We start from the raw sequence: 21767 nt of genomic DNA, 5'->3' as shown, positions 1-21767 counted from the left end.
CCGGTAGCGGCGTCACCCCGGGTCCCTCACCAGGGCCGCGGCCGCAGCCGCAGGTTGTTCGGGCGCAGCGTGATGCCGACCCGGATGGCGCTGTCGGACTCCTCGGCCGGCTCGAAGCGGTACTTGGCCGAGATCGCCGCGGTGATCAGACTCAACTGGGCCATCGAGAAGTGGTCGCTGGGGCACTTGCGGTTGCCGACGCTGAAGGGGCTCATGGCGTACTTCGGCACGTCCTTGGCCCGGTCCGGAAGCCAGCGGTCCGGGTCGAAGTCGAGGTGGCGGTCGTACGAGCGGGCGTCGCGCTGAATGGCGTACGGGCTGTAGATGATGTCCGCCCCAGCCGGAATGCGATAGTCCCCGAGCGCGGTGTCGGCGGTCGCCCGGCGGGTCAGAATCCATACGGCGGGACGCAGCCGGATGGCCTCCAGGATCACATTGTTGGTGTGCCTGAGGGAGCGGACGTGCTCGAATCCAACGGGCTGACCGCCGGTCACGGATTCGACCTCGGCGCGCACCTTCTGCGCGTGCTCCGGGTGTTCCGCGAGCGCCTGGAGCAGCCACATGATCGTGGACGCGATCGTTTCGGCGCCGGGGGTGATTATCGCGACCACCTGGTCGTGGATCTCCTGTTCCCCGATGAGGTCGCCATTGTCGTCCTTCGCCTCCAGCAATGCCGTCAGCAAATCGTCCGGCTTTTGACCGGACGCCCTCCGCTCGGCGACGATCTCGTCCACGAGCAGATGCAAATCGGCCAGTGCGCGGTTGAATTCGCGGTTGGCCGGAAACGGCAGCTTGTACAGGGGTCCCAGCGGCACCACCATCCGGCGGTACATACCACGGAAGACGGTGGCGAGGTCGGTGCTCAGCCGCTCGGCGCGCTCGTCCATGAACTCGCCGCGCAGCAGGCAGCGGGCGGCCATGCGCACGGCCACCCGGAAGGACTCGGACGTGCAGTCGATGACCTCGCCGGGGCGCCAGCGCTCGGTCAGCGCGTGCGCCTCCTCCTCCATGATCGAGCCGTAGTTGGGTATGGCGTCCATCCGGAACGCGGGTTGGATGGTGCGGCGCTGGCGGCGGTGGCGGGGGCCGTTGGCGGTGGCCACGCCCTCCTCGCCGAGCAGGCCCACCAACGACTCCCACACCGGGCCGTCGATCTTGAAGTCGGGACTGAGGGCGAGCGCGCCCGTCAGCTCCGGGGTGGTGACGGCGTAGACGGTCTTGGGACCGAGCCTGAGGCGCACGATGTCGCCGTGGGCGCGCAGCGAGGACATGAAGTCCAGCGGATCGCGCACCAGTTGGAGGCCGTGTCCGAAGACCGGTACGGCACCGCCGGCCAGGGGCGGTTCACGCAGCTCCGCCGGGGCGGCGGAGGTCTCGGGCTGGACGGACTCTACGGTCATTTCTCACCTGCCGCTTCGTTCGTGACGTACGGGGGCGTGGAGCGGTCGGCCCAGCTGTCCACCATGTACCGGCCGGACTCGTGGTGGAACCAGTAGACCGAGCTGAACCAGTTGCGCATGTTGCCGACGCACGTGCGGACGGCGGCGCTCCACTCCTTTCCCTGGACTGTGCCGTCGGCAAGTGCATCCGCGAACCGAAGGGCTTCGCTTTCGGCTTCGAGGAACTCGTCGACACATGTCTCGACGCGCCGTCTGAGGTCGTCCACCGCCTCCCCCAGAGACAGCCCCTCATGGGTGATGAGACTGATTCCGAGATTGTGGACCTCGTCGCCCGCTATTTCCTTCGGGAGTGAGCACAGATCGTTGTACCAGGCGGCGAATTCCTGACTCAGCAGTGCGGCCCGGCGATACGCGGGATTTTTCCTCACGGGGTCCGGGAGTTCGCATCCGGCACTGGGTTCGAGCAGGTCGGTCCAGATCCAGTGTGCGAAGGTCAGCCGACGCAGGGCGAGGTATTCATCGACGTCGGGAACATATCCCTGGATGCGATTGTCGAATTCACGGTCATAGGCCTCGATGACCGCGTGGAAGTGCCGGGCGAAACGCTGGTTCCAGGTGCCAGGCAGGAATCCGTAGAGCCGCAGCACGCTGTCGGCGAAGCCCGCGACCAGCGGGTCCGGGTGGTGCAGATGGTGCCGGGGGGCGTCGAGTGCCGTGTGCAGCCGGTGGCGCAGCCGCCGCCAGTCGCCCGCGCGGGCGTGCACGATGTCCCGGTCGTGCCGGTCGTCCCAGACGAAGAACCAGGCGCTGTAGTCCGCTATGGCCTGGAGTACCTCGTCGGCGGCGTCCGTGTAGTAGCCCGCCATCAGGTCGGTGTAGCGCAGACTGTCCGCGTACTCCCGCACCTTGTCTTCCGGCATCAGGCGTTTTTCCAGCAGCCACAGGCGGGTCTTCTCCTGGAGCCGCGGCCAATACGGATGCAGTTGCCGTGGAAAGCCGGACTCGATCACCGGTAGTGCCAGTGAGGGTGGTACCACGACCGCCGTTGTCGCCTCTGTGGTGCTGTGTGGGAAAGCTTGCACAGAACAAACCCCTCTCAGCCGCCGGATACGCGCCGCCCGGGTGGGTCCGGTGCGCGTCTTCACCTATCCCGCACTTCCCATTCAGCACCACAACTGCCCCCCGTGGGAACGGATTTGGGTCACTCACTACCCATGATGCCGAGATTCCCCCCTCGTGTGACCGGTTAATGACCACCGGCCCCACAGAAGCGACCATTTGTGCGACGTACTGATGAGCGAATAAAGGCAAGAAGAAGGGCGCCCGGCCGGAGTGTTCCCGGCGGGGCGCCCAACGGCCCGGCGGACGTCAGTCGTTGGCGACCACGGGGTAGCGCGGCTCGTTCTCGGCCATCTGCCGCAGCGCGTCCTTGCGGTCGCGCTTGGACAGCCGGTCGATGTACAGGTAGCCGTAGAGATGGTCGGTCTCATGCTGCAAACACCGAGCGAAGTATCCGGTGCCGCGGACCTTGATCGGGTTGCCCTGCTCGTCCTGACCGGTCACCTCGGCGTAGTCGGGGCGCGCCAGCTCGGCGTAGGCCCCGGGCACCGACAGGCAGCCCTCGTTGTTGTCGTCGAGCCGGCGCCGCTCGGCGGGCAGCTCGACCAGCTTCGGGTTGCACACCACGCCGACGTGCCGGGTGCCCTCGTCGTCCTGGCAGTCGTAGACGAAGACCTTCAGGTCGACGCCGATCTGGTTCGCGGCCAGGCCCACGCCCTCGGCGGTGCGCTGGCTGGCGAACATGTCGGCGACCAGCTGCCGCAGCTCCTCGCCGAACTCCGTGACGTCCCTGCACTCCTTGTGCAGGACCGGGTTGCCGACGACCGTGATCGGCCGCGAGGTCCCGCTCTCCCGCCAGGCCTTCTCGCGCCCCTCGCAGTCCTCCGTGTCCACGACATAGCCGTCGTCGTCGACGGGGAGCACGCCCGCGTGCTGCTGATCGGTGTCCTGCTGCGCCATGACCGACGTACGCCTTCCTGCAAGCCTGGAAAATTCTGCGGGTACAGCCTAAAGGTGGCCGGTCACCGGCTGCTCAGCAAACCTCTTCCAGGTCCCGCCAGTCCCTCGAATCCGGACTGTCCGCGACCCAGCCGTCGAGCAGCCCCCGCACCAGCGAGGGCGGCGCCGCCACCCCGCACTCCCGCTCTGGCACCCACAGCTGTCCGTCCGTGCGGTGGCCGAGGGGTCCGGGGTGACCGGGTTCGCTGTGGTCGTGCGGGTCGAGGTGCTCCCCCTCGCCCTCGTCCGAGGGCATCCGGGACTCGCTGCACATCCGGCACAGCAGCCGCACCGAGGACGACCAGTCCTCCGCGGCGAACCCGGCGTCCGCGGCCAGCTGCTCCAGCGCGTCCCGGTCCGCCTCGGTGGCCGCCTCCAGGAGGACCACCCAGGTGGGCACGGGCGAGGGCGCCCACAGCTCGATCTCGTCGAAGACGGGGTAGCTGTGCCCGGCGGACGTGGTGCGCTCCCCGTGCGGGACCCCGTCGTGCAGCACGACCTCGCCCCAGCGCCGCCCCGAGGAGGGCAGCGGGATGGACAGCACCTCGATGCGCGCGGGGTCCAGCCGACGGCCCCACACCACCTCGGCCTCCCCCTCGGGAGAGAGCCGTACGGCCGCGCTGCCCAGCTCCATGCCGAGCGGCTCCCCGGCGGCGGTCGCGCCCCCGGGCACCCTCAGGCCGTACGCCTGCCAGGCGCGGCGGGCCAGCGGCCAGTCCTGGAGGGCGGTCGCGGCGATGCCCACGTTCCACCAGTCGGGCGCGCCCGTCTCGCGGTCGAGCAGGGCCACGGCGCGCAGCCCGGCGGCGCGGGCCTGCTCCCAGTCGTGCCGGAACTTGTGCAGCAGCGCGAGGTTGAACCAGGACTCCGACAGCCAGGGCTCCAGATCGGCGGCGCGGGTCAGCAGTTCGCCCGCGTCCTCGTACCGGCCGTCGCCGATGAGCGTGAACGCGCGGTCGGTGGCCTGCCGCCAGGAGGCGGAGGGCCGGTGCCGTCCCTTGCCGAAGATCCTCACGATTCCCGCCTGCCAGTTCCAGTTCCGCACAGTGGGCTGGCTTCGCCCCCGGGCGCCCTCTCCCTCGCATCCAACCACGTGCGGTGGGAACGGCGCTCATTACCCATGGGTTACCCAGGTGCGGGCGGGATCAGACAGTGCCGTACGTCTCGCCGACGCGGAACCGGGCGGGGCTCGGCGGGTGTCCGGGGAACACGGTGTGCGGGGCGGGGCTCAGCTGTCCTTGGCCGTGCTGGTGACGTCGCGGTCGGGCGCGGGCTGCCCGGAGCGGAGCAGTTCGAGCCGCCCCATGACCTTGGCACGCAGGTCCGCGGGCACGTCGTCATGGCCGCAGCAGCGCTTGACCAGCTTCTTCACGGCCTGCTCCAGCCCGTACTTCTCCAGGCACGGCGAGCACTCCTCGAAGTGGTGCCGGAACTTGTCGCGATCGACGTCCGGCATCTCGCTGTCGAGGAACTCGTACAGATGGTCGAGGACCTCACCGCAGTCCGTCTCGTGCGGCTCTCCGCAGCTCATGAGCCCGAGCCTTTCGCTTCGTCCGACTCTCCGGCGCCCGCCGGGACCAGCCCGCGCTCACGGGCGTAGTCCTCCAGCATGCCGCGCAGTTGACGGCGGCCCCGGTGCAGCCGGGACATCACCGTACCGATGGGTGTCCCCATGATGTCCGCGATCTCCTTGTAGGCAAACCCCTCCACATCCGCGAGATACACGGCGATGCGGAACTCCTCGGGGATCGCCTGGAGCGCTTCCTTCACGTCCGAGTCGGGCAGATGGTCGAGCGCCTGCGACTCGGCGGAGCGCAGCCCCGTCGACATGTGCGACTCGGCACGGGCGAGCTGCCAGTCCTCGATCTCCTCCGCGGCGGAGCGCTGGGGCTCGCGCTGCTTCTTGCGGTACGAGTTGATGAACGTGTTGGTGAGGATCCGGTACAGCCACGCCTTGAGGTTGGTGCCCTCGCGGAACTGGTGGAAGGAGGCGTATGCCTTGGCGTACGTCTCCTGCACGAGGTCCTCGGCGTCGGCCGGGTTGCGCGTCATGCGCAGGGCGGCCGAGTACATCTGGTCGAGGAATTCGAGCGCGTCCCGCTCGAAGCGCGCGCTGCGCTCTGCGGTCGACTCGGAGGACGCCTCCGCGCTCGTGCCCCGGCCCTCGGGCTGCTCCGCCTGGCCGTTGTCGGTCCCCGCGTCGGTCCCAGTGACCGGACCCACCTCCTCAAGATCCCGGGCAGGACCGAGAGCGGCCCCACTCGATTCGGAGGATAGAACACGACCCGTACCCGCCGCCCCTCGAATTGAGGCGGTCCTGGGCGCGTGGAGCACCGTCCAGTCCAGGTCGGTACTGGTCTGACGGGATTCAACAGGTGCCGCGCGCAGCGCGTCCCCACCAGGGTGGTGGGCGGCGGGCGGGCAGATGGTCGAACCCATGCGGCGGATCCCTTCCCACGACGTCGGTGCCGAGGCCTCAGCACTTCTGTGCGTCACAACAGCGCTGCGCCGCGCGGCATTCCCGCCCGTCACCCGAGTGACGCGGTCCACCCCACGACACCGTCGGTGATGATCGCCAGGGCCCGTTCCTGGTCGATCCCGGCGCGCTTGGGGATCGCGAAGCCGTGGTCGGCGTCCGGCACCTCGACCAGCCGGAAGCCGCCCTCGGGGAACTCGGCGGGCTTGCCGAAGGGGTCGTTTCCGCCCTGCACGACGAGGGTGGGCACGCCGGTGCCCAGCAGCTCCTGTGCGCGGGACTTCTCGGGCTTGCCCGGCGGGTGCAGCGGGAAGCTCAGGGCGAGGACGGCACGGGCGCCCAGTTCGGTGGCCGTGCGGCAGGCGACGCGGGCGCCGGCGCTGCGCCCGCCGGAGATCACCGGCAGCTCCATGCCGGCCAGCGCGGGCCAGATGCCGCGCCACCCGGCGTCCAGCGTCTTCGGGGCGGGCGCCACCTTCTTGCCCGCCACCCGCCAGGGCTGCTCGACGAGCGCCACGTGCACGCCGTGCCGCGGGAGGGTCCCGGCGAGCGCCTGGAGGTCGCGCGCCTCGATGCCGCCGCCCGCGCCGTGGCCCAGCGCGAGGACGAGCCTGGGATCGGTCGCCCGGTACCAGGTGATGCGGGCGGTTCCGGCGTCGGTCTCCACAATCTCGATCACGCTAGAAGAGTGTGCCCTCTTCCGGCGCTTCCAGCTCCTTGAGCAGCTCCGGTCCGTTGTTGCGGACGTTGCTGACCGCGGTGGCGACCGGGTAGGCGCGCATCAGCCCCGGCGGGGGCGGGGCGAGCAGCGCCCGCAGGTCGTCGGGGTCGGTGCGGGAGGGGTCGAGCCAGGCGTCCCACCGGTCCGGGGTGAGCATCAGCGGCATCCGGGGGTGGATGTCGGCGAGCGAACGCGGGCCGTCGGCGGGAGCGACGGCCAGCGGGGTCCGCTCGGCCTCCGTGGTGATCACCGAGCAGGTGACCCACCAGGCGTGGGGGTGGTCGTCGGGCAGGGTGCGGTCGCGCCAGAACTCGTACAGGCCGGCCATCGCGAACACCGAGCCGTCGGCGGGCAGCACGAAGTACGGCTGCTTGCGGGGCCGCTTCCTCCTGCCCTCGACCTCCAGGTCCCGCTCCTGCTCGCCGGTCACCCACTCGTAGTAGCCGTCGGCGGGCAGGATGCAGCGGCGGGCGGCGAAGGCGCGGCGGTAGGACGGCTTCTCGTGCACCGTCTCCGCGCGCGCGTTGATCATCCGGGCGCCGCCCTCGGGAGTCTTGGACCAGGACGGCACCAGCCCCCACCTGAGCTTGCGCAGCTGGCGAACCGGACGCGGGGAGTCCGCGTCTTTCACAGGACGGTCGAGCACGGCGTGGACCTCTTTGGTGGGGGCCACGTTGTAGTCCGGCTCCAGGGTCTCCTCGGCGTCCCACTTCTCGATCCCGAAGATTCCGGCGAGGTCCTCGGGCCTACGACTGGCTGCATACCGTCCGCACATACGTGCCACACTGCCAGACTCCGCACGACACCAGGGAGCCACTCGGACACATGGACAGCCTCGCCGCCCTCGCGCTGCCCGGTCTCTGGGACCGGCTCACCGGTATCCAGCCCGACCCCGACCTCTGGGTGGTGCTCGCCACCCTGGCCGCCGCGCTCGTGGTGGTCGTACCGCATCAGCTGTGGCGGGTGTCGCGCAACGCGATCACCATCGCGCACGAGGGCGGCCACGGGCTGATCGCCCTGCTCACCGGCCGGCAGCTCACCGGCATCCGGCTGCACTCGGACACCAGCGGGCTCACGGTGAGCCGGGGCAAGCCGTACGGGCTCGGCATGATCCTCACCGCGGCCGCGGGCTACACCGCCCCCTCGCTGCTCGGTCTCGGCGGCGCCGCGCTGCTCGCCGCGGGCCGCATCACGCTGCTGCTGTGGGCGGCCACGGCCCTGCTGGCGGTGATGCTGGTGATGATCCGCAACGCGTACGGCGTGCTGACCGTGGTGCTCGCGGGCGGGGCGTTCCTGCTGGTGTCCTGGCTCACGGGGCCGCAGGTGCAGGCGGCGTTCGCGTACGCGGTGGTGTGGTTCCTGCTGTTCGGGGGCGTACGGCCGCCGTTCGAGCTCCAGGCCAAGCGGATACGGGGCCGGGCCGGGGACTCGGACGCGGACCAGTTGTCGCGGCTGACGCATGTCCCGGCGGGGCTGTGGCTGTTCCTGTTCCACGCGGTGTCGCTGTGCTCGCTGATCGGCGGGGGGCGCTGGCTGCTGAGGGTCTGAGGACACCGGCTGCCGTGGGCCAGGGGCGTCGGCCGCGGACATCCGGTCGGCCACGGGAGGCCCGGGTCGGCCGGCCGCCGAGAGGTCCGGAGATGGTCGGCCGCCGGTCGTCCGGAGTCACTCGCGGCCGGTTTCCGGGGCTCCTCGCCTCGGTGTCCGGGGCTTCTGGCGAGGGTGTCCGGGGCTCCTCGCGACGGCAGCGGCGGCGGACGCCGGAAGGTTGAGCCCCTGCCCTCCTTATAAAGTGGGCCCATGGCCCCGAACACCGCCTCCTCCGCCCTCTGGCCCGCTCCGCACGCGAGCGGCGCCGTCGACGCCACCGTCCACGTGCCGGGGTCCAAGTCGGTCACCAACCGCGCCCTGGTGCTGGCCGCCCTCGCCTCCGAGCCCGGCTGGCTGCGCCGCCCGCTGCGCTCCCGGGACACCCTGCTGATGGCGGGCGCGCTGCGCGCGATGGGCGTCGAGATCGAGGAGGGCGTCGGCCCGGACGGCACCGGCGAGGCGTGGCGGGTGCTGCCGACCGGTCTGCACGGCCCGGCCACGGTGGACGTCGGCAACGCGGGCACCGTGATGCGGTTCCTGCCGCCGGTGGCCACGCTGGCCGACGGTCCCGTCCGGTTCGACGGGGACCCGCGGTCGTACGAGCGTCCCCTGCACGGCGTGATCGACGCGCTGCGCCGGCTCGGCGCGCGCATCGACGACGACGGCCGGGGCGCGCTGCCGCTGACCGTGCACGGCGGCGGGGCGCTGGACGGCGGCCCGGTGTCGATCGACGCGTCGTCCTCCTCGCAGTTCGTCTCCGCGCTCCTGCTCTCGGGCCCCCGCTTCAACCAGGGCGTCGAGGTCCGGCACACCGGCGCGAGCCTGCCGTCCATGCCGCACATCCGGATGACGGTGGACATGCTGCGCGCGGTCGGCGCCCAGGTGGACACCCCCGAGTCGGGCGGCGAGCCGAACGTGTGGCGGGTGACGCCCGGCGCGCTGCTCGGCCGGGACCTGACGATCGAGCCGGACCTGTCCAACGCGCAGCCCTTCCTTGCGGCGGCCCTGGTGACCGGCGGCAAGGTGCTGATCCCGGACTGGCCGGAGCGCACCACCCAGCCGGGTGACCGGCTGCGGGAGATCTTCACCGAGATGGGCGGTTCCTGCGAACTCACCGACCTCGGGCTGGTGTTCACCGGTTCCGGCGCCATCCACGGTATCGACGTCGACCTCGGTGACGTCGGCGAGCTGACCCCGGGCATCGCGGCCGTCGCCGCGCTCGCCGACTCCCCCTCGACGCTGCGAGGCGTGGCCCATCTGCGGCTGCACGAGACGGACCGGCTCGCCGCGCTCACCAAGGAGATCAACGAACTCGGCGGCGACGTCACGGAGACGGCCGACGGTCTGCACATCCGCCCGCGCGCCCTGCACGGCGGCACGTTCCACACCTACGAGGACCACCGCATGGCCACCGCCGGCGCGATCATCGGCCTGGCGGTCGAGGGCGTACGCATCGAGGACATCGCGACGACGGCGAAGACCCTGCCGGACTTCCCCGAGCTGTGGACCGGGATGCTCGGGCAGTAGGGACACGCCATGCGCCGCTACGGCAAGCACACCGACGAGGACGACATCCGCACCCGCCCCAACCGCAGGGGCAACCGGCCGAGGACGAACATCCGGCCCAAACACGAGGACGCGGCCGAGGGGCTGGTCCTCACCGTGGACCGGGGGCGGCTGACCTGCCTGGTCGAGGACCGGGTCGTGATGGCGATGAAGGCACGGGAGCTGGGGCGCAAGGCGGCGGTGGTCGGCGACCGGGTGGCACTGGTCGGCGATCTGTCCGGCAGGAAGGACACGCTCGCGCGGATCGTGCGGATCCAGGAGCGCGAGTCGGTGCTGCGGCGCACGGCGGACGACGACGACCCGTACGAGCGCGTGGTGGTCGCCAACGCGGACCAGCTGGCGATCGTCACGGCCCTCGCCGACCCCGAACCCCGCCCCCGTCTGATCGACCGCTGTCTGGTGGCGGCGTACGACGGCGGCCTCGAACCCCTGCTGGTGATGACCAAGTCGGACCTGGCACCGCCGGACAAGCTGCTGGAGCTGTACGGCGATCTGGACATCCCCTATGTGGTCACCAGCCGCGAGGAGTTGGAGAACGGGGACGCCGCGGACCGGGTGCGGGAGCTGCTGGACGGCCGGATCACCGCGTTCGTGGGGCACTCCGGCGTCGGTAAGACGACGCTGGTGAACGCGCTGGTCCCCGAGGACCGTCGGCGTACGACGGGACACGTCAACGCGGTGACGGGGCGGGGCAGGCACACCACCACGTCGGCACTGGCGCTGCCGCTGGCGGGCGACGACGGCTGGGTGATCGACACCCCGGGCGTACGCTCCTTCGGCCTGGCGCACGTCGATCCGTCCCGGGTCATCCACGCCTTCCCGGACCTGGAGCCCGGCACCGCGGACTGCCCGCGCGCGTGCAGCCACGACGAGCCGGACTGCGCGCTGGACGCGTGGGTGGAGGCGGGGCACGCGGATCCGGCCCGGCTGTACTCGCTGCGGCGGCTGCTCGCCACGCGGGAGCGCACGGAAGGCGACTGACCTTCGCGTTGTTCGCCCGGTCGGCGGTGCGGCAAGTGCATAATCGCACCGGACCGGAGATCCGGATCAACGGGAGGACGGCACATGGCGTGGCTGCTGGTGATCGTGGCCGGAATACTGGAGACCGGCTTCGCCGTGTGCCTCAAGCTCTCCCACGGCTTCACCCGCCTGTGGCCGACCATCGCCTTCGCCGCCTTCGCCCTCGGCAGCTTCGGCCTCCTGACCCTGTCCCTGCGCAAACTCGACGTCGGCCCCGCGTACGCCGTCTGGACCGGCATCGGCGCGACCGGCACGGCGATCTACGGCATGGTCTTCCTCGGCGATGTGGCCTCCACCCTGAAGATCGTGTCCATCGGCTTCGTGATCGTGGGGATCATCGGGCTCCAGTTGTCGGGGTCGGCGCGCTAGGACCTCGCCGCGGCGCACCGGAAACGGGGTGGCGGCCCGGTCGCGCCCGCGCCCGTGGGTGAACCGCGGCGCCGGTGGGCGGAAACCGCCCGGGGCCCGCCGGGACCGCGGGAGGCGCGCCGGGGCGCGTGGGTCAGACCGTCTGGCGCGGGGCCACGGCGCGGATCAGTTCGGCGACCCCGCCCTCCCCCGGCGGTGCCGCGACGCAGGAGAGGGCGAGACGGACGGCCAGTTCGCAGGAGCGGGCGAGTTCGACGGTGGCCGAGGGGCCCGTGCCGGGTCCGGACAGCGCGGTGACGGCGCGGTCGCGGACCATCCGTACGAGGTCGCGGGGCGAGGGCAGCGGCGCCTCCGCGCGGCGCTGGGCCGGGACCGGGGAGGCGGTCGGTGCGCGGCCCCGGGGCGGGGCGGGCAGCCGCTCGGTCCAGCAGCCGGTGAGTAACGCCCGTACCAGCGCGTTGTCCCGGGCCGCGGCGGCCGTCCACTCGGCGGCGGCGGTCAGCCGCTCCCAGGTGCCGCCGGCGCCGGCGAGGGCGCGCTCCACGCCCGCGAGATAGCCGTCGGCCTCCCGCCGTACCAGCGCCCGCGCGAGGCCGTCCTTGCTGCCGAACTCGTTGTACAGGGTCTGCCGGGACACGCCCGCCGCGGCGGCGACTTCCACCATGCGCACCGCCGACCACGGCCGACGCGCCAGCGCCGTGTAAGCGGCGTCCAGCAGGGACTCCCGGGCCGCAGCCATCGTCGCCTCCCTGGGGTAAACGGCGTTCCGCCCAGATTTGACGGGCTTTCGGGTGGTGTCAAGGGGGCGGTCACAGGGGAACGGAAGGCCGTGTGCCGGATACGCGGGTCGTGCGCCGCGCGGCACCGAGCCCCCGCGAACCGCCCGGACACCCCCGTGTTGGCCCCGCCCCGGCCCCGACCGATAGCGTGGCGTGCATGCCGGACTACCTCGACGACCTCCGCCTCGCCCACGTCCTCGCGGACGCGGCCGACGCCGCCACCATGGACCGCTTCAAGGCGCTGGACCTGAAGGTGGAGACTAAGCCGGACATGACACCGGTGAGCGAGGCGGACAAGGCGGCCGAGAAGCTCATCCGCGACCGGCTCCAGCGCGCCCGCCCGAGGGACGCGATCCTCGGCGAGGAGTACGGCATCGAGGGATCCGGCCCCCGCCGCTGGGTGATCGACCCGATCGACGGTACGAAGAACTACGTGCGCGGCGTCCCCGTCTGGGCCACCCTGATCGCGCTGATGGAGGCGGGCGGCGGGGGCACCTCCCGCTCGGGCGAAGCCGGGAACGGGGAGGATTACCACCCCGTCGTGGGCCTCGTCTCCGCCCCGGCCCTCGGCCGCCGCTGGTGGGCCGCGAAGGGCCACGGCGCCTTCAGCGGCCGCAACCTGACCTCGGCGAGCCGTATCCACGTCTCCGGCGTCAACACCCTCGCGGATGCCTCGTTCACCTACTCGTCCCTCTCCGGCTGGGAGGAGCAGGACCGCCTCGACGGGTTCCTGGACCTCACCCGCGAGGTGTGGCGCACCCGCGCGTACGGCGACTTCTGGTCGTACATGATGGTCGCCGAGGGCTCCGTGGACATCTGCGCGGAGCCGGAGCTGTCGCTGTGGGACATGGCCGCCCCCGCCATCGTCGTCACCGAGGCCGGCGGCACCTTCACCGGGCTCGACGGCCGCCCCGGCCCGCACAGCGGCAACGCGGCCGCGTCCAACGGCCTGCTGCACGAAGAGTTGCTGGGGTATCTCAACCGGCGCCAGTGAGGTCTGCGGGACGCCTGCGCACGCCCCCCGATGACCAACGCGCGCCCTCTTGTTGACCCGGCCTTGACCTGAGACCCTGAGGCTACCCCCACTTGTGAATTTGTGAATCCGGGGACAAGGCCCCGGACCCCCAGGAGGTGGCCCCACCCATGCTGGTCCGCGACGCCATGAGCACGGTGATCCTCGTCCTCGGTCCCACCCACACCCTCCGTGAGGCAGCCACGCTGATGTCCGCCCGGCGCGTCGGCGCCGCCGTGATCCTCGATCCGGACGCCGGCGGCATCGGCATCCTCACCGAGCGCGACATCCTCAACTCCGTCGGCCTCGGCCAGGACCCGGACACCGAGCGCGCCCACGCCCACACCACCACCGACGTCGTCTTCGCCGCGCCGACCTGGACGCTGGAGGAGGCCGCCGACGCGATGACGCACGGCGGCTTCCGGCATCTGATCGTGCTCGACCGCGGCGAGGTCGCCGGCATCGTCTCGGTCCGGGACATCATCCGCTGCTGGTCCCCGGCCCGTGAGCGCGCCCCACTGGCCCGAGCGGGCGCCTGAGGACAGCGGGCTCCGGAAGGCGCGGGCGGGCCGGAGCCCCAGGGACTCCGGCCCGCCCGAAGGGCCCTCCGCGCCGCCGCCTCAGCCGCGCTGCGCCCGCACCGCCGCCTCCAGACGCTTGCCGAAGTCGGCGTCCGCGGCCGCGAAGTTGGCGATCGCGCGCTCGGCGATGTCCTCGCGCGAGACCTGGGAGATCGACCCGGCCAGGTTGGCGATCAACCGCTCCTTCTCCCCCTCCGACATCAGCCGGTAGAGGTTTCCCGCCTGCACGAAGTCGTCGTCCTCGGCGTGCCGCGGGGTCGGGTGGTCGCCGGTGCCGGGGGCGAAACCGTCGTACGACCGCCACAGCGCGCGCCCGGTCTGCTCGGGCCCGCCGAAGCTGTTGGGCTCGTAGTTCTTCGCGCCGCCGTGCCGGCCGTCGTAGAGGAAGCCGTCACGGGAGTGGGTGCGCGCCTCGGTGGCGTGCGGGCGGTTGACCGGCAGGTGGTCGGCGTTGACGCCGACGCGGTAGCGGTGCGCGTCGCCGTAGGCGAAGAGCCGGCCCTGGAGCATCTTGTCGGGCGAGGGGCCGATGCCCGGCACGAAGTGCGAGGGACTGAAGATCGACTGCTCGACCTCGGCGAAGACGTTGCGCGGGTTGCGGTTCAGCTCCAGCCTGCCGATCTCGATGACCGGGTAGTCCGCGTGCGGCCACACCTTGGTCAGGTCGAACGGGTTGAAGCGGTACGACGCCGCGTCCGCCGCCGGCATGATCTGCACGCCCACGGTCCAGCTCGGGAACTCGCCCCGCTCGATCGCCTGGCGCAGGTCGCGCTGGTGGGAGTCGGGGTCGGTGCCCGCGAGCACCGCGGCCTCACTGGCGGTGAGGTTCTTGATGCCCTGGTCGGTCTTGAAGTGGTACTTGACCCAGAAGACCTCGCCGTCCGGCCCGTCGGAGTTGTTCCACTGGAAGGTGTGCGAGCCGAAGCCGTCCATGTGCCGGTACGACGCGGGGATGCCGCGGTCGCCGAACAGCCAGGTCACCTGGTGCGTGGCCTCCGGGGACAGCCCCCAGAAGTCCCACACGTTGTCGGCCTCCTGGCTGCCCGTGTAGGGGTCGCGCTTCTGGGTGTGGATGAAGTCGGGGAACTTGATCGCGTCCCGGATGAAGAAGACCGGGGTGTTGTTGCCGACGAGGTCGTAGTTGCCCTCCTCGGTGTAGAACTTCACCGCGAAACCGCGCGGGTCACGGACGGCGTCCGCCGCGCCCAGGTTGCCGGCCACCGTCGAGAAGCGCAGGAAGACCTCGGTCTCCTTGCCCACCTCGGAGAGGAAGGCGGCCCTGGTGTACGGGGTGACGTCGGCGGTCACCGTGAAGGTGCCGTAGGCACCGGCGCCGCGCGCGTGCACGACCCGCTCCGGGATGCGCTCGCGGTTGAAGTGCGCCAGCTTCTCCAGCAGCAGCTGGTCCTGGACCAGCACCGGGCCGCCGACGCCCGCCGTCTCGCTGTTCTGGTTGTCGGCGACCGGAGCTCCGGCCTCCGTGGTGAGCGGTCCCTGCGTCACGTGCGCCTCCTGCGTCTACGCCGGCCAATGCTGTCCCTTGGCCAAAGCCAGTCCAGATCCTACATTGGACTAAGTCCAAGTCAAATGGGGTTCCAAACTCACACCCATTCCCGTCCTGGTCTCCCTTGCTGTTAGGCTGGTAGCCATGAGCGACCTTCTGGAACGGCTGCGTGGACGCGGATGGCGGATGACCGCGCAGCGACGCGTGGTGGCCGAGGTCCTCGACGGCGAGCACGTCCACATGACGGCCGACGAGGTGCACGCGCGGGCCGTCGCGAAGCTGCCGGAGATCTCCCGGGCCACCGTCTACAACACGCTGGGCGAGCTGGTCACGCTCGGCGAGGTGCTGGAAGTCTCGACCGACAAGCGCGCGAAGCGGTACGACCCGAACGCGCACCGGCCGCACCACCACCTGGTCTGCGCCCGCTGCGGCGCGATCCGCGACGTCCACCCCACGGGCAACCCCCTGGCGGACCTCCCCGACACCGAGCGCTTCGGCTTCACGGTGTCGGACGTCGAGGTGACGTACCGGGGACTGTGCCCGGACTGCGCGGGCGCCTGACGCTCCCGTTCCAGGCTCCAGGGGGCGCGAGCCCCCTTTTTTCCTCGCGCTGGAGCCTCCGTCCTCCGCGGACCTCCGCTTCCCATGGGCCTGCGCGCAGCCCGACACTCCATGCCCCGGACACGACTGAGGGCCGGAACCCATTTCTGGATTCCGGCCCTCGGTCTTCAGTAGCGGGGACAGGATTTGAACCTGCGACCTCTGGGTTATGAGCCCAGCGAGCTACCGAGCTGCTCCACCCCGCGTCGGTGAACACGACACTACGCGAGGGAAGCCGACGGAGGCAAATCCATTCAGGCCCGAGTGACCGGGGCCACTCAGGCCGACAGTTCCTCGCGCAGCGCGTCCCGCAGCCGGCCCGCCCGCTCCGTCACCTCCGCCGGCCCCAGTTCCGCCGCGCGGGTCGCCCAGCGCTGGCCCTCGGCCAGCTCGCCGCGGCGGGCGTAGACGAGAGCCAGGCGCAGGGCCGCGCGGCCGTGACCGGCGTCGGCCGCCCGCGTCCACCACACCGCCGCCTCCGGCTCGCTGCCCTCGCGGGCCAGGAGCAGGCCCAGGTTGAACGCTCCGTTCCGCGACCCCGCCTCCGCCGCCGCCCGGTACCACCGCGCCGCCTCCACCACGTCCCCCCGCGCGGACGCGAGCATGCCGACCCGCACCTGCGCACGCCGGTGCCCCTGCTGCGCCGCCCGCTCGTACCACTCCTCGCACTCGGCCTTCTCGTGCGCGCTTTCCCCCAGCTCGTGCGCGGGCCGCGGCGGCCTGCGGGCGTCCAGCAGGGCGGCCAACCGGTATGCCGCCTCCGCGCTGCCGCCCCCCGCCGCACAGCGCAGATGCCGCTCGGCCGCCCTCTCGTCCCGCTCGCGCAGCCGTGCCATGCCGACCTGGAGCGCGGCCTCGGTGTGCCCCGCGGCGGCCGCCCGCTCGTACCAGCGCAGCGCCACCGCCTCCTCGCCGCGGCCGGCGTAGAGGATGCCGAGGTTGAACGCCGCGTCGACGCTCCCCGCCTCGGCCGCCTTGGAGAACCACGGCTCCGCCCCGGACGTGTCGCCGACCTGGAGCAACAGGATGGCCAGCGCGTTCGCGGCCTCCCTGTGCCCGGCGTACGCGGCGCGCCGGTACCACTGCTCGGCCTGCGCGGTGCGCCCCTGCTCGGCGCAGAGCAGGCCGAGGTTGTACGCGCCGTTGTCGTCCCCCGCGTCCAGCGCCGCCCGGTACCAGCGCTCGGCGGTCTGGGTCTCGCCCCGCTCGGCGTGCAGCGCGCCGAGCGCGTTGGCCGCGTTGCCGTCGCCCTCCTGGGCGGCGCGCAGCCACCACACGGCCGCGGACTCGGTGTCCCCGGCGTCCCGCAGCAGGAAGCCGAGGGCACAGGCGGCCCGCGGTTCGCCGTCCTTGGCGGAGGTCAGATACCAGCGCCCGGCCTCCTTCAGCTCCCCGCGCTGCTCCAGGATCGCCCCGAGGTGCAGCGCGGCGCGCCGGTGCCCGCGCGCCGCGGCCTGCCGGTACCACTGCTCGGCCTCCGCGACAGCGTTGTCACCCCCACTCCCGCCCCGGTCCTCGGCCCCGCGGTCGAGCGCACGCGCCACCCGGTAGGCGGCCTCCCGGTGCCCCCGCTCGGCGGCGAGCCGCATCCAGCGCCCGGCCCCGGCGTCCCCGCGGTGCTCCAGGAGGTCGGCCAGCGCGTAGGCGCCGAGGACGTGGCCCTGCTCGGCGGACTGGCGCAGCCAGTACTCGGCGGCGGGTTCGTCCCCGCGTTCGCGGTGGTAGCGGCCGAGCGCGTGCGCGGCGGCGGCGGAACCGGCGACGGCCGCGATGCGCCACCACCCGGCCGCCTCGTCGGCGTACCCGCGCTGGTGCAGCAGGACGCCCAGGTTGTTGGCCGCGGCCCGGTCACCGGCCGCGGTGGCTGCCCTCAGATGGGACTCCGCCCCGTCGAGGTCGCCGCGGCGCAGCAGCATGGCGCCGAGGACGCTGGCGGCCTCCGCGTCGCCGCTGCGTGCGGCGAGCGCGAGGCGCACCTCGTCGGCGGCGTCCGCCATGTCGCCCACCTCGTCGCGGGCCGGCCCCTCACCGAAAGTCTGTACAAATCGCCCTGACTCGAACAGAGTTGCCTTGTCCCCCATAACGTCCATCGTCGCACCACCCGCAACCTGGGTACACCCGGTATACCCCACCCCGTGAGGTCACTTCAGCGTTTTGTCGACATGCCCACAGGACGACAAGTCAAACACACAGCGCCCAACTCCTCACGGCGGCGCGGCGGTGGCTCCTTTCCCAACTTGTGTTCGCCCGCCGCGTGTTCACACACCACGAAGGCCCGGATCCTGAAAGGATCCGGGCCTTCGACTTTCCGTAGCGGGGACAGGATTTGAACCTGCGACCTCTGGGTTATGAGCCCAGCGAGCTACCGAGCTGCTCCACCCCGCGTCGTTGTGAGCCAACCGTATCACGACGCGGGGCGGGGCCGATCAGCCCTTGTGCTTCGGCTGCTTCTCCGCGGCCTGCGCGCGTTCCAGCGCCGCCTTGAGGTCCTTCTGGGCCTTGGCGTAAGCGCCCCAGTCGGGGCCGTCGGGCTGCTTCAACGCCCGCTGTCCGGCGTCGAACGCCTTCTGGGCGTCGGCGAGTGCCTGCTGGACGGTCGGATCGCTCGACGCGGGCGGTGCCTTGGTGCCGCCGTCCGGCGGCCCGGCGGCGGCCGAGCTGGTACCGAAGAGCTTGTCCAGCGCCTCGCCGAGCGTGTTCTCGAACGCCGGCGGCCGGTCCCCGTAGGTGACCAACACCTTGCGCTGCAAGGGGAGTTTCAGGCCGCCGCCGCGTACGTAGACCGGCTCCACATAGAGCAGTCCGCCGTCCAGCGGCACGGTCAGCAGATTGCCGTACTCCACCTCGGAGTCGCCGCCCTTGAGGAGCTTGATCGCGGCGGCGACGTCCTGTTCGGAGTTGAACTGGCTCTGGACCTGTCTGGGCCCGTCGACCGTCGTACTGGTCGGCAGTTTCAGGATCCTGATCTTGCCGTAGTCGCTGCTGTCCGCCTCGGAGTCGACCGACATGAAGGCGCTGAGGTTGTACCGGCCGGTCGGCGTGAACGTGGTCGACAGCGAGAACGCCTGCTTGGTCTGGCCGGGCATCTTCATGCTCAGGTAGTACGGCGGCACCGCGTCGCCCGACTTGTTGGTCGGGTCGTTCGGCACCTGCCACACCTCACTGCCGGTGAGGAACGTCTGCGGGTCGGTCACGTGGTAGCGGGTGAGCAGCTCGCGCTGGACCTTGAACAGGTCCTGGGGGTAGCGCAGATGGGACAGCAGCTGCGGGGAGATCGCGCTCTTGGGCCGCACCGTGCCGGGAAACGCCTTCATCCAGGTCTTCAGCACCGGGTCCCGGGTGTCCCACTGGTACAGCTCGACCTCGCCGGTGTACGCGTCGACGGTCGCCTTCACGGAGTTGCGGATGTAGTTGACCTGGTTCTGCGGGGCCACCACGCTGCGGTTGTCGCTGCCGGCGGTCAGCGAGTCGGCCGTGGTGTCGCCGAGGGTCGTACGCGAGGAGTACGGGTAGCCGTTCGACGTCGTGTAGCCGTCGACGATCCACTGTATGCGGCCCTTGACGACGGCCGGGTAGGCGTCGCCGTCGATGGTCAGCCAGGGGGCGACCGCCTCGACGCGCTCCTTGGGCGTGCGGTTGTACAGGATCCGCGATCCCTTGCCGATCGCGCCCGAGTACAGGATCTGCGGCTCGTTGAACGCCATCGCGTACGCCGCCCGGTTCAGCGGGCTGTCGAGGTCCACCCCGCTCCTGCCGGCGTAACTGGTCGTCACCTCGCCGTTGTTGTCGGTGGGACGGTCGACCTCCTTCTGGGGCCCCCCGACGATGGAGTAGGTGGTGGTCTTCTCGCCGTAGTAGACCCGCTGTTCGTAGGTGGGCAGGTCGCCCTTGGAGGGCAGGTCGTACTCGGTGAAGACGGGCTGGCCGTCGGCGGCCTCGGTGCCCTTGGCGGCGACCACGCCGTAACCGTGCGTGTAACGGAAGTGGTCGTTGATCCAGTTGTGCTTCGGGACGCCCTTCAGGTTCAGCTCGCGCAGCCCGATGACGGTGTCCTGGAGTTTGCCGTCCTCGGTGGGGTACCGGTCGACGTCCAGGTTGGCAGGGAAGCTGTAGTAGTCCTTCATCTCCTGCGCCTGCTCGAACGTGGGCGAGACGATGTTCGGATCCATGATCCGGATGCTCGCCGCGTCGTTCGCGTCCGCGCGGAGTCTGGCGTTGTCCGAGGTGGTGGACTTGCCGTCGTACTTGGTGACCTCGGTGTCGTCGATGCCGTACGCCTCGCGGGTCGCCGTGAGGTTCTTCTTCACGTACGGGGCTTCCTTGGCCTGCTCGTTGGGCTCGACCTGGAACTTCTGCACGATCGCCGGGTAGAGCCCGCCGATCAGGATCGCGGAGAGGACCATCAGGCCGAAGCCGATCACCGGCAGCTGCCAGGTGCGCCGCCACAGGGTGGCGAGGAACAGCAGCGCGCAGATGACGGCGATGCAGAAGAGGATCGTCTTGGCCGGCAGATAGGCGTTGGCGTCGACATAGCGCAGCCCGGTCCAGTCGCCCGTGGTCTTGAAGTCGCTCGACTTCACCGCCAGGCCGTACCGGTCGAGCCAGTAGGCGACCGCCTTGAGGGCGACGAACAGACCGAGCAGCACCGAGAGGTGACTGGTCGCGGCGGCGGTGGCGCGCGCCCCGGGGCTGGTGAGGCGCAGGCCGCCGTACAGGTAGTGCGTGAAGGCGGCGGCGATCAGGGACAGGATCACGGCGGCGAAGCCGAAGGCCAGCAGGAACCGGAACCAGGGCAGGTCGAAGGCGTAGAAGGAGATGTCGAGGTGGAACTGGGGGTCCTTCTGGTGGAAGGGAACTCCGTTCACCCACATCAGCCAGGTGCGCCACTCGCCGGCCGCCGAGGCGCCCGCGATCAGTCCGACCAGGGCGCTGACCCCGAGCAGCAGCCAGGTCTTGTACGGCGCGAGGCCCATCCGGTAGCGGTCCAGGCTCTGCTGCTCCGTGGACATGGCGCTCAGCGGGGGCCGCAGCCGGTGCGCGAGCCAGATGTTGAGGGCGACCGCGAACGCCGTGAGCAGACCGAAGACGAAGAACAGCCCGATCTTGGTCCACAGTGTGGTGGTGAACACGGACGAGTAGTGCACCGACCGGTACCACAGCCAGTTCGTCCAGAAGCCGGCGAACATGCTGAACGTCATACCGAGGATGGCGAGCACGCCCAGCGTCAGGAGCAGGACCCTCACCCGCCGGGACGGGCGGCCCGCCCCCGTCCGTGGCCCCGCAGGGCCTTGGCCGCGGTCCGGCATCTGGAAAGCCAAGGTGCGCCCCTCGAAGTTCGCTCTCGATCCCTCGGGCCCCGTGCTCCGGGGCCCCGGTGGCCCCCCGTGATCGCGGGCCGACACATATGCAACTTACTCAGGCTCTGATCGGTTCCCGATTCCGGTGGGGAACGAGGCAGGATTGTGACCATGTCCAACACTCCCATGGCAGCGAGCCCGCTCACCCGGGCCGTACTCGAGATCGACGAGTACGCCTCCGGCCTCGGCTGGGACCAGCCCGCTCGCCTCTTCGCCCTCGTAGACACCGCTCGGCTGCGCAGCCAGGAACCCGCGCTTGCGGCCCAGCTGGGCCTCGAGGTCGAGTCCGAGACCGCCGGTCTCACCCCGATCGAGCAGGACGAGATCCCGTCCGGCAAGCCGCTCGACGAGTTCCTCGCCACCATCGCCTGGCCCGACGCGGTGGCCGGCTGCGCGCTCACCGTGGAGCGGCTGATGCTGCCGCCGTCCGCCGAGGCGCAGGTCCCGAAGAACCTCAGCGAGGCCAGGCTGGCCAAGTGGGTGGCGGACCACCCCGAGCGCCAGGAGGTCCGGATGACGGTGGCGGTGCTGCGCGACGGCGCCCGCGAGTCGGCGCTGCGGCTGCGCGAGAAGGACTCCCCGACAGAGGTCCTGACCGGCCCCGACCTCGTCCCGGGCCTCGCGGAGGCGCTGACGGCGACGTTCGCCGACTGATCCGCGCCGCGGCGGGAGGGGGGCCGCCACTCGCCCCTCCCGGCGGCGGGGGCACCGCTCGCCGGTCACGACGGCGGGGG

General features: G+C 71.2%; 20 protein-coding genes and 2 tRNA genes. 8 read left to right on the top strand and 14 right to left on the bottom strand.

Features of this window, described 5'->3' with window-relative positions:
- Window positions 1-26: 26 nt before the first annotated feature.
- The 8 genes from QSK45_RS22955 to QSK45_RS22920 form a co-directional block, all read right to left on the bottom strand.
- On the bottom strand, window positions 27-1400 hold the full coding sequence (locus tag QSK45_RS22955) for a bifunctional albaflavenone monooxygenase/terpene synthase (protein ID WP_285559799.1): 1374 nt from the start codon (window positions 1398-1400) through the stop codon (window positions 27-29).
- Window positions 1397-2482 (bottom strand): epi-isozizaene synthase, encoded by a 1086-nt coding sequence (cyc1, locus tag QSK45_RS22950; protein ID WP_490993605.1) that lies wholly within the window; start codon window positions 2480-2482, stop codon window positions 1397-1399. Before cyc1 ends, QSK45_RS22955 begins: the two co-directional genes overlap by 4 nt.
- 286 nt (window positions 2483-2768) lie before the next feature.
- The gene (def, locus tag QSK45_RS22945) at window positions 2769-3419 is read right to left on the bottom strand and encodes a peptide deformylase (RefSeq protein WP_285559796.1); all 651 of its coding nucleotides are present in this window, start codon (window positions 3417-3419) and stop codon (window positions 2769-2771) included.
- A gap of 73 nt (window positions 3420-3492) precedes the next feature.
- Complete coding sequence (locus tag QSK45_RS22940; RefSeq protein WP_285559794.1) at window positions 3493-4473, bottom strand: hypothetical protein; 981 nt, start codon at window positions 4471-4473, stop codon at window positions 3493-3495.
- 213 nt (window positions 4474-4686) lie between these two features.
- Window positions 4687-4989 carry a mycothiol system anti-sigma-R factor gene (gene rsrA, locus QSK45_RS22935; RefSeq protein ID WP_285559792.1) on the bottom strand — a complete coding sequence of 101 codons (303 nt, stop codon included), beginning with the start codon at window positions 4987-4989 and terminating at the stop codon, window positions 4687-4689.
- Entirely contained in the window at window positions 4986-5681 is a 696-nt protein-coding gene (gene sigR, locus QSK45_RS22930) for an RNA polymerase sigma factor SigR (RefSeq protein WP_285559789.1), read from the bottom strand. Before sigR ends, rsrA begins: the two co-directional genes overlap by 4 nt.
- Before the next feature lie 305 nt (window positions 5682-5986).
- Window positions 5987-6613, bottom strand: a complete 627-nt coding sequence (locus QSK45_RS22925) for an alpha/beta hydrolase family protein (RefSeq protein WP_285559787.1) — start codon at window positions 6611-6613, stop codon at window positions 5987-5989.
- A gap of 1 nt (window position 6614) precedes the next feature.
- A complete protein-coding gene (locus QSK45_RS22920; protein WP_285559786.1) occupies window positions 6615-7430 on the bottom strand; it encodes an SOS response-associated peptidase in 816 nt (271 codons plus the stop codon).
- 50 nt (window positions 7431-7480) lie between these two features.
- Here QSK45_RS22920 and QSK45_RS22915 point away from each other — a divergent pair, with 50 nt between their 5' ends.
- The 4 genes from QSK45_RS22915 to QSK45_RS22900 all read left to right on the top strand — a co-directional run bounded on the left by QSK45_RS22915 (window position 7481) and on the right by QSK45_RS22900 (window position 11200).
- Window positions 7481-8203, top strand: a complete 723-nt coding sequence (locus QSK45_RS22915; RefSeq protein WP_285559784.1) for a M50 family metallopeptidase — start codon at window positions 7481-7483, stop codon at window positions 8201-8203.
- A 252-nt stretch (window positions 8204-8455) separates the two neighbouring features.
- On the top strand, window positions 8456-9772 hold the full coding sequence (gene aroA / locus QSK45_RS22910) for a 3-phosphoshikimate 1-carboxyvinyltransferase (protein ID WP_285559782.1): 1317 nt from the start codon (window positions 8456-8458) through the stop codon (window positions 9770-9772).
- Between the two features lie 9 nt (window positions 9773-9781).
- On the top strand, window positions 9782-10792 hold the full coding sequence (gene rsgA / locus QSK45_RS22905) for a ribosome small subunit-dependent GTPase A (protein ID WP_285559780.1): 1011 nt from the start codon (window positions 9782-9784) through the stop codon (window positions 10790-10792).
- A gap of 84 nt (window positions 10793-10876) precedes the next feature.
- Window positions 10877-11200 carry a DMT family transporter gene (locus QSK45_RS22900; protein WP_285559778.1) on the top strand — a complete coding sequence of 108 codons (324 nt, stop codon included), beginning with the start codon at window positions 10877-10879 and terminating at the stop codon, window positions 11198-11200.
- 133 nt (window positions 11201-11333) lie between these two features.
- Here the strand turns inward: QSK45_RS22900 and QSK45_RS22895 are convergent, their stop codons facing one another.
- Window positions 11334-11939, bottom strand: coding sequence for a TetR/AcrR family transcriptional regulator (locus QSK45_RS22895; RefSeq protein ID WP_285559776.1), 606 nt, complete (start codon window positions 11937-11939; stop codon window positions 11334-11336).
- A gap of 197 nt (window positions 11940-12136) precedes the next feature.
- Between QSK45_RS22895 and hisN the strand changes: the two genes are divergently transcribed.
- A complete protein-coding gene (gene hisN, locus QSK45_RS22890) occupies window positions 12137-12973 on the top strand; it encodes a histidinol-phosphatase (RefSeq protein ID WP_285559774.1) in 837 nt (278 codons plus the stop codon).
- Window positions 12974-13122: 149 nt separating this feature from the next.
- Window positions 13123-13530: a CBS domain-containing protein gene (locus tag QSK45_RS22885; protein ID WP_285559772.1), complete on the top strand. Its 408-nt coding sequence runs from the start codon at window positions 13123-13125 to the stop codon at window positions 13528-13530.
- Between the two features lie 81 nt (window positions 13531-13611).
- On the opposite strand, the gene QSK45_RS22880 is transcribed toward QSK45_RS22885, so the two are convergent.
- On the bottom strand, window positions 13612-15075 hold the full coding sequence (locus QSK45_RS22880) for a catalase (protein WP_285559770.1): 1464 nt from the start codon (window positions 15073-15075) through the stop codon (window positions 13612-13614).
- 145 nt (window positions 15076-15220) lie between these two features.
- On the opposite strand from QSK45_RS22880, the gene QSK45_RS22875 reads away from it, so the two are divergent.
- Window positions 15221-15637 carry a Fur family transcriptional regulator gene (locus tag QSK45_RS22875; RefSeq protein WP_285559767.1) on the top strand — a complete coding sequence of 139 codons (417 nt, stop codon included), beginning with the start codon at window positions 15221-15223 and terminating at the stop codon, window positions 15635-15637.
- A gap of 171 nt (window positions 15638-15808) precedes the next feature.
- Here the strand turns inward: QSK45_RS22875 and QSK45_RS22870 are convergent.
- The 4 genes from QSK45_RS22870 to QSK45_RS22855 form a co-directional block, all read right to left on the bottom strand.
- A tRNA-Met gene (locus tag QSK45_RS22870) sits at window positions 15809-15882 on the bottom strand.
- A gap of 72 nt (window positions 15883-15954) precedes the next feature.
- Window positions 15955-17766, bottom strand: a complete 1812-nt coding sequence (locus QSK45_RS22865; protein ID WP_285559766.1) for a tetratricopeptide repeat protein — start codon at window positions 17764-17766, stop codon at window positions 15955-15957.
- 221 nt (window positions 17767-17987) lie between these two features.
- Window positions 17988-18061 (bottom strand) — tRNA-Met (locus tag QSK45_RS22860).
- A gap of 41 nt (window positions 18062-18102) precedes the next feature.
- Window positions 18103-20982, bottom strand: coding sequence for a UPF0182 family membrane protein (locus QSK45_RS22855; RefSeq protein ID WP_285559939.1), 2880 nt, complete (start codon window positions 20980-20982; stop codon window positions 18103-18105).
- Between the two features lie 162 nt (window positions 20983-21144).
- Here QSK45_RS22855 and QSK45_RS22850 point away from each other — a divergent pair, with 162 nt between their 5' ends.
- Window positions 21145-21687, top strand: a complete 543-nt coding sequence (locus QSK45_RS22850; RefSeq protein ID WP_285559764.1) for a PPA1309 family protein — start codon at window positions 21145-21147, stop codon at window positions 21685-21687.
- The last annotated feature ends 80 nt before the right edge of the window (window positions 21688-21767 follow it).

This window comes from Streptomyces hygroscopicus subsp. hygroscopicus (assembly GCF_030269125.1).
GTDB lineage: Bacteria > Actinomycetota > Actinomycetes > Streptomycetales > Streptomycetaceae > Streptomyces > Streptomyces hygroscopicus_C.
This window is presented reverse-complemented; position numbering and strand designations above follow the sequence as displayed.